Below are 14,024 nucleotides of genomic sequence, written 5' to 3'. Positions count from 1 at the left end.
CGATTTAAGAATAAAGTCATCTCCTGGAGAGACGCACGGCAGGATGCGGTTACGGCCAATGCAGCGCTGCCGTAGCCACCGGCGCGTCCCAGAGCGCGAGTTCCTCCTCGGTCAGCAAGGCGAGGGTGACGGACAGTCCCTGCATGTCGAGCGAGGTGACATAGGTTCCAACCAGCGAGCGCTCGATCGGCATGGCTTTTTCCTCGATGAAACGGCGAGCACTGTTATAGGCGAGGTAGAGTTCGGCCGGCGGCGTGCCGCCGAGGCCGTTGACGAAAAGCAGGGCGCAGGTGCCCGGCGCCACCGTGATATCGTCGGCGATGGTCTCGCAGAGATGGCCGATGATGGCGTCGGCGGTGGTGAAGGGCTGCCTGGCATGGCCGGGCTCGCCATGGATGCCGACGCCCATTTCCATTTCGCCGGGTCCGAGCGAAAACGTGCTGCGTTCGGTCTGCGGCACCGTCACGCCGTTGAGCGCCACACCCATCGAGCGCATCCGCGAGTTCAGTCCCTCGCCAAGCTGCTTCAATGCGGCAAGCGACATGCCGCGTTCGGCCGCAGCACCCAGGATCTTTTCGACGATGAGCGTTCCGGCGACGCCACGCCGGCCGCGGCCCTCGCCTGTTCTCGACGTTTCGATATCGTCACTGACGACGACCATATCGAGGCTGTGGCGGTCGCCGGCCATCTCGATCGCCATTTCGAAATTCATCAGGTCGCCGTCGTAATTCTTGACCACGAGCAGGCAGCCGGCGCCGGTATCTGTCTCTTCGATGGCGGCGATGATCTGGCTCGGCGTCGGCGAGGTGAAGATATGGCCGACGCAGGCGGCATCCAGCATGCCCTGGCCGACAAAGCCGATATGCATCGGTTCATGGCCGGCGCCGCCGCCTGAAATAAGCGCCACCTTGCCTGACGTGAGATGGCGGCGGCGGATACATTTGCGCTCAGCCCCGAACACCACGAAAGCCTCATGGGCGCGCACGAAGCCTTCGACGCTTTCGGCGACCATGGTTTCCGCAGTGTTCATGAACTTCTTCATCAAGCCTCTCCCAAGGCTAAAGACATTACGTTACGTCAACCAGTTCACTCGTCATTCCGCACCCGATATCGCAACGATTTTCTGCACCAGATCCGAGATCGCCTCTTCCAGCAGGCGGTTTTTCCTGTCGTCACCGAAATCTGGCACCATCAGCGACAGGTGCCGCAATTTCTCGGAATGGCCGAGGTCCGGCAGCTTGCCGGGATGGGCGGCCTGATAGGCTTCGAGAAAACGCTCCTGTTCGGCACCGCTGAAATGGCAGACGCGAACGATGGTCGCGAGATGACGCGCCGGCAGCGGCGTCGCATAGGTCGGGCTGGTGATCTGGGTGACGAAGCTTCGATGTTTTCCAAGCGCCGTCGCCAGGCGCTGGCGTGTGCCCGATGGCCTGTTGTCGATGATCTGCGCCAGAATGGACTTGTAGGCGATAATGGCGTCTTCGGTGTCTTCGCGCGCCATTCTATTCTCCGGCTGCCCTTGTGCCATCGGCATTGAGGCCGATGATCGCCGATCTTATCGCGGGACGCCGGGCCGGCGCCACGGAAAAATGCCGGAGGCCGGCGGCGAGCAGCCCCGGCAGATAGTGCGGATCGCCGGCCATGTCGCCGCAGATGCTGGTGGGCTTGCCGGCGGCCAGCTTGACTGCCTGGGCAATCAGCCGGAGGACGGCGGGTGCCGCCTTGCCGGTATCGGCTTCGCTGCTGTCGCGGGTCGAGGCGGCGAGATATTGGGTGAGATCGTTGGTGCCGAACGAGAAGAATGCGGCCGAGCCGAAGGTGTCGAGCATCAATGCGGCTGATGGTACCTCGACCATCATGCCAATCGGCGGCATCCGGTGGGGCACGGCGCGGCGCCCGAGTTTTTCGGCTTCTTCGCGAAATATGTCCCGTATCCTGTCGATTTCGTCGGGAAATGTCACCATCGGCAGCATCACCGACAGCCTGCCGAAGACGGCGGCGCGCAGCAGGGCGCGGGCCTGCACGCGGGCGATTTCCGGCTGAGCGAGCAACAGCCGAATGCCCCGCAAGCCCGAGGCGAGGGCCGGCAGGTCTTGGAGGCCGGCGAGCGGCTTGTCGCCGCCGATATCGAGCATTCTTATGATCACCGGCTTATCGCCCGCCCGCTCCAGCACCTGGCGATAGATCGCCAGCTGGCGTTCCTCATTGGCGGCATCGGCGACCGAGGCAACTGAAAATTCCGAGCGCATCAGGCCGACGCCTGCCGTTGCCGGATCGAGTGCATCGATCTCGGCGGGATCGTTGATGTTGATGGACAGCTGGATCGGCACACCGTCGGCGGTGCGCAGCTCGCCGCTTTCGGTCTGGGTGTCGGCAGCAGGTGCTTGTGCCGGTGTCGGGATCAGCATGCCGCCCGCCTGCAGGATGACCGCGCCGGCGTCGCCATCCACGCTGACGGGGTCTCCGTCGGCGGCCGAAAAGCGACCCGTGCCGACCACCATCGGCACCGATTTCGCCCGGGCGAGCAAGGCGACGTGGCCGGCGGCGCTGCCGGCAAACAGCGCAATGCCGCCGCCCTTCGACCAATCATGGGCGAGAAAGCGGCTGGGCTCCATGTCCTTGCCGACGAAGACCGAGCCGGGCGGAAAATCGGCGATCGGGGTGCCGGCGAGCGCGCCGAGCACGCGGTTCTTGATGTCGAGAATGTCGACGGCGCGCGCGCGCATCTGCTCCTCGTCGGCCGCTTCGAGTTCGCCGATATAGGCGTCGAGCGTGGTGACCCAGGCAAAGACGACGTTCTCATCGGCTTGCATGCGCGCGCCGGTCGCTTCCGCAATCGTCGGATCGCGCAGCACCTCGATCTGGAAATCGATGATATCGCGGCTTTCGGGGTCAGTGCCCTCGGCAAGGCGCTCGAGTTCGCCGATCGAGATGTCGATCGCCTTCTCCAGCGCGCCGTATCCGCCGGCCGCGTTGGGCACAGGGGGGACGTCCGGCCGCTCCGAGGAAGGAGACTTCGGCTCTTCCGCGAGAAAGGCCGGGCCGGATGCGATGCCCGGGGATGCGCTCTTCGCTTTCAGTCTAAGCGGTTCGGCCATGTTTCTTTTCCTCATCGAAGTTGCGCTCGATGAGTTCCTTTAGGGCGCGGATCGCCTCTTCGGCGAGGATACCGTCAGCGCGGATCCGGAGGATCGAACCTTTGCGAATTCTCGCGCCCATGATCTTGATGATGCTCTTGCCGTTCAGCCAGACATCGCTGCCGTTGACGGCGACCTCGATCGAGCAGGGGAAGGACTTGGCAAGCCGCGTGAAGGTGACGGAGGGACGGGCATGCAGCCCGACGCCGTGCTTGACTTCCACTTCCGTCTGGCAGTTCAGGTGCAATGGCTCGGGCTCCTGCTTTTCACTACGCAATCCGCTCGTCATCAAGGGGACAGTTCCTCGGCTGTGGCGACGACCTTGGCCAGCGATGCGCCCCCCGACGCCTCGGCGGCGGCGATGACGGCGCCCTCGACCAAAGGCGCGTTGCAGATGGAGACGAGCGCCGCGCGGGGAAGCCCCAGCATTTCGATCGCCATCTCGCTGTTGGTCTCGGCGCCGCCGAGATCGACGAAGACGGCGACGCCGGCATCGGACCAGGCCGCCTCGATCGCCTTGAGGATGCCGCCGGCATCGGTGCCGAGCTCGCCGTGGACGTTGCCGCCCGACCAGGCGAGCGGCAAGCAGTCGCCGACCATCTGCCGCACCATGTCGGCGATGCCCCTTGCCACCAGCGGCGAGTGGGAGACGATCACGATGCCTACGTTTGTGGTCTTTCCATTCATTGCTGACGGTGCTCCCCGAGATAGCGGCAGATCGCCGTGGTCAGCAGCGCGCAGCTCGACGCGCCGGGGTCGACATGGCCGATCGAACGGTCGCCGAGATAGGCGGCGCGCCCGCGCATCGCCTTCATCGCGGCCGTCCTGTCGGCGGAGCGCTCGGCTTTGCGGGCGATGTCACCGAGCGGGGACCGCTTCGCCAGCGCGGCATGCACGGGATAGAGCACGTCGAGCAGGGTCTTGTCGCCGGCATGCGCCCGCCCGCGTCTGGCGACGGCATCGATCGCCTGTTTCAGCACCTGCGAAAAATCGGCCTTTTCCTCGCTTTTGCGAAGCTCGCGGCCGATCTCCATCAGCAGCGTGCCGTAGAGCGGCCCGGCCGCACCGCCGACATTCATCACCAGCGTCAGTCCGATCTTTTCCACGGCGTCGGGAAAGGGCAGGCTGGACAGGCTTTCGCCTTCGGCGCTCACCGCCTCGCAGCCGCGCCGCATATTGGTTCCGTGATCGCCATCGCCGATGGCGCGGTCGAGCGCGCAGAGGTGATCGGTATTATCAGCGATCGTCGCGCGGCACACCTCGATCAATCCTGCCACAAGCACCGGTTCCGCCTGCACTGCCATCCTCCCTGTCGCCGCGCCTCCCGCGGGCTTTCAAACGTCTCTTTGGTCAGGCGAGGCTTGCCGCCACGCCGAACGCGCCGGCAACCGCGACGGCTCCGGGATCGGCGACGCCCGCGAGATCTCTTTCGCCGACATAGGAGGCGCGTCCGGCTCTCGCCTTCATCATCGTCTTCGTCGACTCCGCACCGGCTGCCGCTGCCCTTGCCGCCGCGGTGATATCGCCGGATTCGAGCGCCTGCAGGGCCGGCGACAGCGCATCGACCATCGTCCGGTCGCCGACTCCGGCTCCGCCATAGAACGTCATCCTGTCGAGCCCGGCAAGCAGGGCGGCTGATATATCGGCTTTATCGGCCATCGCCTTTGCCGCCGCGGTGAAGAAGATCGACAGCAGCACGCCGCTCGATCCGCCCATGCTGGTGCCAAGGATGTCGCCGAGCGAGGCAAGCGTTGCGGCCGGTCGGTCGAGCGGCAGCATGTCCAAGCGGGCAAGCACGCTGCGGGCGCCCGAGGCCACCGTCGAGCCGGTATCGCCGTCGCCGACGCGGCTGTCCAGCCGGTTGAGCTCGCTTTCCTGCGAGATCAGATGCTCGCAGAGCGCCGTGATCAAGCGCCGGTTGCGGGTGTTTTCCCCGGCCACGGCCGCGCCGTTCAAGCCGGCTGATGTTCTCGGTGCGGCGATGATCCGGATCTCATGGCGCTCGACGGCCGGCATCCAGGCATGCGGCTCGACCGCCGCCGTCAGCGCCGCCTCGCGCGCGGCATCCAGCCGGATCAGCGACAGCGAGAAGCCGTTCATGTTGAGCGCAGTCATCATCGGCGCCGGGCCGATGATCAGCCGTATGCGAGCGGCGAGGCTGGAGGACAGTACTGCTTTGGCGATGACGGTCATTTCGAGCGGCGGCACGGCGCCGAGATTGTTGATGAGGAGGGCATGGCTTGCGCCTTCGCGCAGCGTAGGCGACAGGCGCGCCACCATGGTGGCGACGATATCGGCGACCGGCTGCAGGGTGATGCGCTCGACACCGGGCTCGCCATGGATGCCGAGGCCGAGTTCGCCTTCATCAGCACCGAGACGGTCCTCATGCGCCTGGCCGGGCACGCTGCAGGTGGACAGCGACATGCCGAGCGAGACAATGTCGCCGGCGGCGGCGGCGGCATGGGCCGCGACCGTTTGCAGATCGTCGCCCCTTTCGGCGTGATAACCTGCGATCTTGTGGACGAACAGCGTGCCGGCGACGCCGCGTGGCTGGTTGATGCCGGGGATGGCGATATCATCGGCGACGATGACCATCTCGACGTCGAAGCCTTCGGCGCGCGCTTTTTCGGCGGCGAGGCCGAAATTCAGGCGGTCGCCGGTGTAGTTCTTGACGATCAGCAGGGCGCCCTTCGGGCCGGTCACGGCGCGGATCGCCGTCAGCACGGCATCGACGCTGGGCGAGGCGAAGATCTCGCCGGAGACGGCTGCCGTCAGCATGCCCTTGCCGACGAAGCCGGCATGGGAGGGCTCATGGCCGGCGCCGCCGCCCGATATGATCGCCACCTTCGATTTGTCCCAGTCCGCACGCAGGATCACCTTGATGTCGGGAAAGCTGTCGAGGCGGGCGAGACGACCGTTGCTGCTCGTCAGAAGCAGTCCGTCCAAGGCTTCGGTGACGATGTTTTCCCTGCGGTTGAAGAAATGTTTCATCGATTGAGACCCGTCTGTTTGTTTTTCATGCCGTCGTCATGTCTGTTTGCCGGTCAGGAAAGGCGCTGTCCAGCCGCATCGAAATAAAGCGGATCGCGCAGCGTCAGGCTGATCCGGTCGCCCGGCGCGATCGCCAGATATGGATCGGCGAGTGTGACGAGCTTGTGATTGCCTGCTCTGATATGCAGATGGTTCTGGTCGCCGAGATGCTCGATCCAGTCGATCTCCGCATTGGCATCCTTGCCGACAATGATATCGAGATGTTCGGTGCGGGCGCCGACGGTTTTCGTGCCGGCCGGCGGACGGCCGCCCGGCAGCAGGTCGGCGGGCAGAAGGTTGATATGCGGCTGGCCGAGGCGGGCGGCAACATGCAGGTTGGCGGGATTGCCGTAGATCTCGCGCGGGGTTCCCACCTGCATCAGCCGTCCCTCGGCGACGATGCCGATCCGGTCGGCCATGGTCATGGCTTCCACCTGGTCATGGGTGACGTAGAGCAGCGTCGAGCCCAGTTCCTTCTGGATACGCTTCAGTTCCAGGCGCAGTTCGGCGCGCAGCTTGGCGTCGAGCGAGGACAGTGGCTCGTCCATCAGATAGATGGCCGGCCGGCGCACCAGCGCCCGGCCGATCGCGACACGCTGCATTTCGCCCCCGGAAAGCCTGGTCGAGCGGTTCTCGAGTTTATGGTCGATCCGAACCATGCGCGCGACCTCGCGCACGCGCCGATCGATCTCCTCGGCGCTCAGCTTGCGGACCGGCGCCTTCAGCGGGAAGGCGAGATTCTCGTAAACCGTCATATGCGGATAGAGCGAATATTGCTGGAAGACGAAGGCGACGTCGCGTTCGGCGGGGGCCTCAGTGGCGACATTGCGGCCGCCGATCTCGATGCGGCCGCTATCTGGTCTTTCCAAGCCGGCGATCAGCCGCAGCGTCGTGGTCTTGCCGGCACCCGTGGGACCGAGCAGCACGACGAACTCGCCGTCGCGGATCGAAAGATCGAGATCGGCCAGAGCCTGGGTGTCGCCGAAGCGCTTGGCGAGATTCCTAAGGACGACATCAGCCATGCCGGGTCTCCTGATAGAGTGAGGACGGCACCGCGCGGCCCGACCTGCAGTCGAAGAGTGCGAGTTTCGCCGGATTGAATTCCAGGCCGACCCTCTCGCCGATCCGGAAGCTGCGATTGGCTGGAACGCGGGCCCTGATCAGGCCGCCCGGGGTTTCCACGGCGACGACCTGGTTGGTGCCGAGATATTCGCTGCCATAGACGGCGCCGCGGAGCGCCGAGGCATCGCTGAAGCGGATATGCTCCGGCCGGACGCCGAGCGCCAGTTCGCTCTCGGCCATGTCCTGGTGGATCTCGGGAACGGCGACATCGATGCCGTCGAGCAGGATGGAGCGGTCGCCGCTTTTCAGGCCCGAGTTGAAACGCATGAAGTTCATCGGCGGCGAGCCGATGAAATCGGCGACGTACATGGTCGCCGGCTTGGCATAGATCTCCTGCGGCGTGCCGAACTGCTCGATGACGCCATGGTTCATGACGGCGATCTTGTCGGCCATGGCCATTGCTTCGTGCTGGTCATGGGTGACGTAGACGGTGGTCGCGTGGATGCGGTTGTGCAGTTCGCGCAGCTCATGAACCATGACCTCGCGGAATTCGGCATCGAGCGTGCCGAGCGGCTCGTCCATCAGGAAGCATTTCGGGCGCCGGACGATGGCACGGCCGAGCGCCACGCGCTGGCGGTCGCCGCCGGCAAGGCCGGACACCGAGCGGTCGAGAATATGGTCGATCTGCAGCAGGCGCGCCGTCTCCTCGACGCGGCCTCGGATTTCGGCCTTGGCCATGCCCTGCGACAGCAGCGGGAAGCCGATATTCTTACGCACGTTCATATGCGGGTAGAGCGCGAAGAGCTGGAAGACGAAGGCGATGTCGCGGGCGCTGGCGCGGTTGAAAGTGACGTCCTCGCCATCGAGATAGATCTTGCCGCTCGACGGCAGCTCGAGGCCGGCGATCATGCGCAGCGTCGTCGTCTTGCCGCAGCCGGAAGGTCCGAGAAGCGCCAGGAACTCGCCGTCATGGACGGTGAAGCTCGAATCCTGAACGGCGACGAAACTGCCGAATTCCTTGCGGAGATTTTCGATCCGGATATCCGCCATGGTTCACTCCGGGAATTTCGAAACGATGATGAACATGACGGTGCCTGCAAGCAGGGTCACCAGCGAATAGGTGTAGAGCACCAGCAGGAAGGGCTGGAACAGCATCAGGAAACCGAGCCCGATCAGCACGGTCGCGATGGTCTCCATCGGGCCACGACGCAGGAAGAACGGTCGCTTCGGACGGGCGGGAGTGCGTGTCTCGATCAGATGGCTCATTTGCGGACGGCTCCGAAGGTGATGCCGCGCAGCAACTGCTTGCGCAGAAGAATGGTGAAGACGAGGATGGGGATCAGGAAGATCGTCGTGCCCGCGGCGACCGCCGGCCAGTCCTGTCCGCCTTCGCCGATGATCGTCGGGATGAAGGGCGGCGCGGTCTGGGCCTCGCCCGAGGTCAGAAGGGCGGCGAAGGCATATTCGTTCCAGGCGAAGATCAGGCAGAAGATCGCCGTCGCGGCAATGCCGGTGGTCGCCTGCGGCAGCACGACCTTTCGGAATGCCTGCAGCCTCGTATAGCCGTCGATCATCGCCGCTTCCTCGTATTCGCGCGGGATCTCGTCGATGAAGCCCTTGAGCAGCCAGACGGCAAGCGAGACGTTGACGGCGGTGTAGAGCAGGATCATGCCGAGCGCCGTGTCCGACAGGCCGAGTTCGCGGTACATCAGGTAGATCGGGATGGCGACGGCGATCGGCGGCATCATGCGTGTCGACAGGATGAAGAACAGCAGGTCGTCGGCGAGCGGCACCTTGAAGCGCGAGAAGCCATAGGCGGCAAGCGTGCCGAGGAAGACTGCCAGGAAAGTGGAGCCGAAGGCGATCACCAGCGAATTGACGAAGCGCGGCAGGAAGTTCGACGGGCCGGCGATCACCATGTTGCGCTTGCGCGTCACCTCATCGCAGGCTCCGACCGGCGCCGGCAGCGAGGCGATATAATCAGGCGTTTGCCGGGTGCGCGTCGTGAACAGGTTGCAATAGCCTTCGAGCGACGGGGTGAAGACGATCTTCGGGGGATAGCTGATCGAATCCGGCGGCGACTTGATGCTGGTCAGGAAGATCCAGACGAGTGGGATGAGGGTGATCAGCGCGTATAGGACGACGATGGTGCCGGCGATGCGCTTGCTGGAAAGGCTCGGTTCGACGACCGAATGGGCGGAGTTGGCGGCGCTCATCGTTGCTTCACCTTGTTCAATGCCTTGACGTAGATGTTGGCGAGGCCAAACACCGCGACGAAGAGGATGATGGCGAAGGCCGAGGCCCGGCCGGTCGCCCAGCTTTCGAAGGCCGCGCGTTTCAGCGTGATCGAAGCGACTTCGGTGACCGAGCCGGGCCCGCCGCCGGTGAGCAGCGTCACCATGTCGAACATCTTGAAATTCTCGATGCCGCGGAAGAGCACGGCGAGCATGATGAAGGGCAGGGCCATCGGCACGGTGATCGACCAGAACTGGCGCCAGGGCGAAGCGCGGTCGACCTCGGCCGCCTCATAGATATAATCGGGGATGGAGCGCAGGCCAGCGAGGCAGATCAGCATCACATAGGGCGTCCACATCCAGGTATCGACGATGATGATCGCCCAGGGCGCCAGAGTGACGTTGCCGAGCATCTGGATCTCCGATGTCGGAATGCCTGATATCAGCGACACGGCATAGGCAAAGAGGCCGATCTGCGGCTCGTAGAGAAAGCGCCAGAAATTGCCGACGACGGCAGGCGACAGCATCATCGGAATCAGGATGATCGTCGTCCAGAAGGCATGGCCGCGAAACTTGCGGTCGATCAGATAGGCCAGCGTGAAACCGATCACCGTCTGCAGCACGATCGTCCAGAAGACGAAATGCGCGGTGGTCTGCATCGCCAACCAGATGTCGGGATCGTTGAGGACGCGCTGGTAATTTCCAAGGCCGACACCCTGGACCGGCGCATTCGGCCGGTTGGCGCGGTAATTGGTGAAGGAGAGATAGACCGCCCAAAGCAGCGGGAAGATGTTGATCGCCAGCAGCAAGGTGATGGCCGGTGCAATGAACAGCCAGGCGATCGCCCTGTCGGAGAGCCCGCGGACGCGCCGGGCGACCGAGGCCGGCGTTGCCCTTGCTGTTGCGTCGGCTGCCTTCTCGACGATGGAGGAATGGGACATAGTCAAGTTTTCACCTGGTCTTATTGGGGTACGGGGTCTTTTGGCATATGGCAGATCTGGCGGCCCGGCTCGTCTGCCGATCCGGGCCGCCATCCTGGCGAGGATGACACGCAACAGTGATGCCACGCGCTAGATCTTGCCGTCGTCCTTGAAGACGTCGCCCCAATCCTTCACCAGACCGTCCAGCGCTTCCTTGGCGGTGCCGTTGCCGGCGACCACGTAGTTGTGGACGCGTTTCTGCATGGCCTGAAGCAGTGAGGCGTAGCTCGGCTCAGCCCAGAAGTCCTTGACGATCGCCATCGAGTCCAGGAAGGCCTGGGCATAGGGCTGGCTCTTGGCAAAGCTTGGCGCGTTGACGACGGAGTTCAGGCAGGAAAAGCCGCCGAGTTCCCACCATTTGGCCTGCACATCAGGCTGGGCGAACCACTTGATATATTGCAGGGCGGCGTCGCGCTTGTCGGAGTAGGAGACGACCGAGATGCCCTGGCCGCCGAGCTGGGCGAAATGCGCCTTTTCGGCTGGATTTGGGAAAAAGCCGATCCTGTCGCCGCCGACCTTTTCGTCCTTATAGAGGCCGGGCCAGGTGAAGGCGAAGTTCATCTGCATGGCGACCTGGCCGGATTTGAAGGCATCGGCGGATTCGACCATGTAGACGTTCGAGCTGCCGGGCGGGGTGCAGCAATCATAGAGGGACTTGTAGAATTCGAGGCCCTTGACCGCGTCGTCCGAGTTGACGAAGCCTTCCATGTCATAGGGTTTCTTCGGATTGTCGTACTGGAAGCCCCAGTCATAGAGGACGTTGGTCACGCCCATGGTAATGCCTTCGGAGCCGCGTTCCGTATAAATCGAGGCGCCATAGACGGTCTTGCCGTCGATCTCACGCTTCTGGAAGAATTCGGCGATCTGCTTCAGCTGATCGTAGGTCTTCGGCGCTGCAAGATCCCAACCGTATTTTGCCTTGAATTCCTTCTGCAGTTCCGGCTTCTCGAACCAGTCCTTACGGTAGGTCCAACCGACGACGTCGCCCATGGCGGGCAGTGCCCAGTAGTTCGGGGTGTTCTTCGGCCATTCCGAGTAGCCGATGACCGTCGCCGGCACGAAGTCATCCATCTTGATGCCTTCCTTGTCGAAGAAGTCGTTGAGCTTGACGTAGTGGCCGTTCTCGGCCGATCCGCCGATCCACTGGCTGTCACCGATGATGAGATCGCAGAGCTTGCCATGGGAGTTCAACTCGTTGAGGAAGCGGTCGGCATAACTCGTCCACGGAACGAATTCGAACTTCATCTGCGTGCCGGTTTTGGCGGTGAAATCCTTCGACAGCTCAACCAGCGCATTGGCGGGGTCCCAGGCGGCCCAGCACAGCGTCAGTTCATCGGCTTTGGCGAGATTGGGCAATGCCGACGACATGACGAATGCCGTGGCCAACCCCAAAAGGGCTTTCGATGTTTTCTGCATAAGTTCCTCCCAGAACCAAGGGCCGGCTCCCCGCCGGCGTCGCATGCTCACCCGTTTCAGAAAATGCTCACATGAACTCCTCAATCATCATGTTTAGCAATATGTTTAGTGAAAACTATTTTTATAAACATTGCAAGCGGCAATCGTTGCTGCAGTGCACAGCTGTCGCGCCCACCCGGCAGCGACTTTCTGGGCGCAATCTTTTCCGCGAAATCGGGAAATTTCTCCGCAAGCGTACCAAAGCAGCGACATCTGGCCTCGCTGCGACATCGATCGCCCGATATGGATTGTGCGCCGCTCCTGTTTTTCCCCGGAGCGGATCAGGCTTGGCCTCGCTTCGGCGGGGCCTTTTTCTTGAATCCTTTCTGGGGATCGATGTCGGCCGCCGTCCGGCCCTATCGGGAATATTCCTGCGCAGTGCGAGATTTAGCCTTTCCGGCCGGCTGCAACGGGCGTATTCAGCCAGTGCGCGGCTTTCCATGTCCGCGCGCCTCCGCGCGACAGATCTCCGATCGGCTTCCTTCCCGTTTCCCTGCCGCGTCATCCGGAATTTTCATTGGCAGATCGATGACCACGGCAGAGACGAGCGAGAACGGGCAAGAGGCGGCGAGCAGCCGCCAGGCGAAAATCGTGGCGCTGGTCGTTGCCGTTTCCTTCTTCATGCAGATCCTCGACGGCACGATCGTCACCACCTCGCTGCCGCAGATGGCGGCAAGCTTCGGCGTGCAGCCGGTGTCGATGAGCATCGGCATCACCGTCTACATGCTGACGATGGCCGCTTTCATTCCGCTGTCGGGCTGGCTCGGCGATCGGTTCGGCGCGCGCCGTATCTTCCTGATGTCGATTGCCGTTTTTGCCGGCGCCTCGCTGTTCTGCGGGCTCTCCGGCAGCCTTGCGGAATTCGTGCTGTGGCGCGCCGTCCAGGGGGCGGGCAGTGCGCTGATGACGCCGGTCGGGCGCATCATCGTGCTCAAGAATGCCCGCAAGTCGGAACTGGTGCAGGCGATCGCGCTGATCACCTGGCCGGCGCTGACGGCGCCGGTGATCGGCCCGGTGCTCGGCGGCTTCATCACCACCTATGCCAGCTGGCACTGGAACTTCCTCATCAACATCCCGATCGGCATTCTCGGCATGGCGCTGGTGCTACGCTTCGTGCCGGAGCAGCGCGAGAGCAATCCCGGCCGGCTGGATCTGATGGGCTTCGTCCTCAGCGCTGCGGGACTGACCTTCCTGCTTGCCGCGTTGGAGCTTTCGGTCAAATGGGACGGCGGTCTCTTGCCGATCATTTCAATGCTGGCGGCGGGCATCGTGCTTTCGGTCATGGCGACTCGGCATTTTCTCGCCGTCGACAATCCACTGCTCGACCTTTCGGCCTTCCGCATCCAGACCTTTTCGATGTCGACGCTGTCGGCGGGCACGGCCTGCCGGATGGCCATCAACGCGACGCCGTTCCTACTGCCTCTGCTGTTCCAGCTCGGCTTCGGACTGAGCTCGATTGCCGCCGGCACCTATCTGCTCGTCTATTTCCTCGGCAATTTCAGCATGAAGGCGGTGACGACGCCGCTGCTGCGGTTCTTCGGCTTCCGCACCGTGCTCGGGGTCAATGGGTTGATCGCGGCGCTTTCGATTGTCGGCTGCGGTTTCCTTTCGCTGGCGACGCCGCCGTTTTTCATCCATGCGCTGCTTTTTCTCGCCGGCCTGTCGCGGTCGATGGAATTCACCGCGCTGAACACGCTGGCTTTTGCCGATATCGGCCCGGCGCAGCGAAGCTCGGCCTCGACGCTGTCGAGCATGCTGCAGCAGGTGTCGATGCTGCTCGGCGTGGCGGTGGCGGCGGCCGTACTCAATATCGCCGCGGCTCTCAGGGGCGCCGACAATCCCGTTCTTGCCGATTTTCGCTGGGCTTTCGTCGTGGTCGGCGCGATCGGCATCGTCTCGTCGCTACGCTTCCTGCAATTGCCGGTGGAGGCGGGGGCGGAAGTATCCGGCCATCGGAAATTCCAGAAAAATTAGCTTGGCCTGCGGAACCAATCGGGCCACTCGGCGTTTATGGATCTTACTTCAGGGTTCTCGTTTCCCAACCTCTTTCATCGGCTTCCATGGGATCTTCCCCAGGCCAGGGTCATGATCTGAAAATGCCGGCTGCCCGACATCCTTCTTCCGCG

General features: G+C 63.3%; 14 protein-coding genes. 1 reads left to right on the top strand and 13 read right to left on the bottom strand.

What is annotated here, in order from left to right:
• Nucleotides 1–49: 49 nt before the first annotated feature.
• The 13 genes from FHT79_RS05330 to FHT79_RS05270 form a co-directional block, all read right to left on the bottom strand.
• A complete protein-coding gene (locus FHT79_RS05330; RefSeq protein ID WP_028757819.1) occupies nucleotides 50–1,042 on the bottom strand; it encodes a dihydroxyacetone kinase subunit DhaK in 993 nt (330 codons plus the stop codon).
• Between the two features lie 51 nt (nucleotides 1,043–1,093).
• On the bottom strand, nucleotides 1,094–1,501 hold the full coding sequence (locus FHT79_RS05325) for a hypothetical protein (RefSeq protein ID WP_028757820.1): 408 nt from the start codon (nucleotides 1,499–1,501) through the stop codon (nucleotides 1,094–1,096).
• A 1-nt stretch (nucleotide 1,502) separates the two neighbouring features.
• Nucleotides 1,503–3,098 (bottom strand): putative PEP-binding protein, encoded by a 1,596-nt coding sequence (locus FHT79_RS05320; RefSeq protein ID WP_028757821.1) that lies wholly within the window; start codon nucleotides 3,096–3,098, stop codon nucleotides 1,503–1,505.
• On the bottom strand, nucleotides 3,082–3,426 hold the full coding sequence (locus FHT79_RS05315) for an HPr family phosphocarrier protein (protein WP_028757822.1): 345 nt from the start codon (nucleotides 3,424–3,426) through the stop codon (nucleotides 3,082–3,084). Before FHT79_RS05315 ends, FHT79_RS05320 begins: the two co-directional genes overlap by 17 nt.
• The gene (dhaM, locus tag FHT79_RS05310; protein ID WP_028757823.1) at nucleotides 3,426–3,824 is read right to left on the bottom strand and encodes a dihydroxyacetone kinase phosphoryl donor subunit DhaM; all 399 of its coding nucleotides are present in this window, start codon (nucleotides 3,822–3,824) and stop codon (nucleotides 3,426–3,428) included. Before dhaM ends, FHT79_RS05315 begins: the two co-directional genes overlap by 1 nt.
• Nucleotides 3,821–4,441, bottom strand: coding sequence for a dihydroxyacetone kinase subunit DhaL (gene dhaL / locus FHT79_RS05305; protein WP_028757824.1), 621 nt, complete (start codon nucleotides 4,439–4,441; stop codon nucleotides 3,821–3,823). The genes dhaM and dhaL overlap by 4 nt, the downstream gene beginning before the upstream one ends.
• Nucleotides 4,442–4,487: 46 nt before the next feature.
• Nucleotides 4,488–6,128, bottom strand: coding sequence for a dihydroxyacetone kinase subunit DhaK (locus FHT79_RS05300; protein WP_028757825.1), 1,641 nt, complete (start codon nucleotides 6,126–6,128; stop codon nucleotides 4,488–4,490).
• A 53-nt stretch (nucleotides 6,129–6,181) separates the two neighbouring features.
• Nucleotides 6,182–7,189, bottom strand: a complete 1,008-nt coding sequence (locus FHT79_RS05295; RefSeq protein ID WP_028757826.1) for an ABC transporter ATP-binding protein — start codon at nucleotides 7,187–7,189, stop codon at nucleotides 6,182–6,184.
• Nucleotides 7,182–8,279, bottom strand: coding sequence for an ABC transporter ATP-binding protein (locus FHT79_RS05290; protein WP_028757827.1), 1,098 nt, complete (start codon nucleotides 8,277–8,279; stop codon nucleotides 7,182–7,184). The genes FHT79_RS05295 and FHT79_RS05290 overlap by 8 nt, the downstream gene beginning before the upstream one ends.
• Nucleotides 8,280–8,282: 3 nt before the next feature.
• Entirely contained in the window at nucleotides 8,283–8,495 is a 213-nt protein-coding gene (locus tag FHT79_RS05285; RefSeq protein WP_003560267.1) for a hypothetical protein, read from the bottom strand.
• Nucleotides 8,492–9,445 (bottom strand): carbohydrate ABC transporter permease, encoded by a 954-nt coding sequence (locus tag FHT79_RS05280; protein WP_028757828.1) that lies wholly within the window; start codon nucleotides 9,443–9,445, stop codon nucleotides 8,492–8,494. The genes FHT79_RS05285 and FHT79_RS05280 overlap by 4 nt, the downstream gene beginning before the upstream one ends.
• Nucleotides 9,442–10,410 carry a sugar ABC transporter permease gene (locus tag FHT79_RS05275; RefSeq protein WP_028757829.1) on the bottom strand — a complete coding sequence of 323 codons (969 nt, stop codon included), beginning with the start codon at nucleotides 10,408–10,410 and terminating at the stop codon, nucleotides 9,442–9,444. The genes FHT79_RS05280 and FHT79_RS05275 overlap by 4 nt, the downstream gene beginning before the upstream one ends.
• A 123-nt stretch (nucleotides 10,411–10,533) precedes the next feature.
• Entirely contained in the window at nucleotides 10,534–11,859 is a 1,326-nt protein-coding gene (locus FHT79_RS05270; RefSeq protein ID WP_183903029.1) for an ABC transporter substrate-binding protein, read from the bottom strand.
• A gap of 567 nt (nucleotides 11,860–12,426) precedes the next feature.
• Between FHT79_RS05270 and FHT79_RS05265 the strand changes: the two genes are divergently transcribed.
• Nucleotides 12,427–13,872: an MFS transporter gene (locus tag FHT79_RS05265; protein ID WP_183903028.1), complete on the top strand. Its 1,446-nt coding sequence runs from the start codon at nucleotides 12,427–12,429 to the stop codon at nucleotides 13,870–13,872.
• Nucleotides 13,873–14,024 lie beyond the last annotated feature (152 nt).

The organism is Rhizobium sp. BK212 (assembly GCF_014197475.1).
Classification (GTDB): Bacteria; Pseudomonadota; Alphaproteobacteria; order Rhizobiales; family Rhizobiaceae; genus Rhizobium; species Rhizobium anhuiense.
The sequence above is the reverse complement of the archived record's forward strand: the minus strand, read 5'-3'. Positions and strand labels throughout refer to the sequence as shown.

Bases quoted from the DNA above. Each gene is read 5' to 3' on its own strand.
- FHT79_RS05330 (WP_028757819.1), bottom strand. From the start codon at position 1,042: ATGAAGAAGTTCATGAACACTGCGGAAACCATGGTCGCCGAAAGCGTC.
- FHT79_RS05325 (WP_028757820.1), bottom strand. From the start codon at position 1,501: ATGGCGCGCGAAGACACCGAAGACGCCATTATCGCCTACAAGTCCATT.
- FHT79_RS05320 (WP_028757821.1), bottom strand. From the start codon at position 3,098: ATGGCCGAACCGCTTAGACTGAAAGCGAAGAGCGCATCCCCGGGCATC.
- FHT79_RS05315 (WP_028757822.1), bottom strand. From the start codon at position 3,426: ATGACGAGCGGATTGCGTAGTGAAAAGCAGGAGCCCGAGCCATTGCAC.
- dhaM (WP_028757823.1), bottom strand. From the start codon at position 3,824: ATGAATGGAAAGACCACAAACGTAGGCATCGTGATCGTCTCCCACTCG.
- dhaL (WP_028757824.1), bottom strand. From the start codon at position 4,441: ATGGCAGTGCAGGCGGAACCGGTGCTTGTGGCAGGATTGATCGAGGTG.
- FHT79_RS05300 (WP_028757825.1), bottom strand. From the start codon at position 6,128: ATGAAACATTTCTTCAACCGCAGGGAAAACATCGTCACCGAAGCCTTG.
- FHT79_RS05295 (WP_028757826.1), bottom strand. From the start codon at position 7,189: ATGGCTGATGTCGTCCTTAGGAATCTCGCCAAGCGCTTCGGCGACACC.
- FHT79_RS05290 (WP_028757827.1), bottom strand. From the start codon at position 8,279: ATGGCGGATATCCGGATCGAAAATCTCCGCAAGGAATTCGGCAGTTTC.
- FHT79_RS05285 (WP_003560267.1), bottom strand. From the start codon at position 8,495: ATGAGCCATCTGATCGAGACACGCACTCCCGCCCGTCCGAAGCGACCG.
- FHT79_RS05280 (WP_028757828.1), bottom strand. From the start codon at position 9,445: ATGAGCGCCGCCAACTCCGCCCATTCGGTCGTCGAACCGAGCCTTTCC.
- FHT79_RS05270 (WP_183903029.1), bottom strand. From the start codon at position 11,859: ATGCAGAAAACATCGAAAGCCCTTTTGGGGTTGGCCACGGCATTCGTC.
- FHT79_RS05265 (WP_183903028.1), top strand. From the start codon at position 12,427: ATGACCACGGCAGAGACGAGCGAGAACGGGCAAGAGGCGGCGAGCAGC.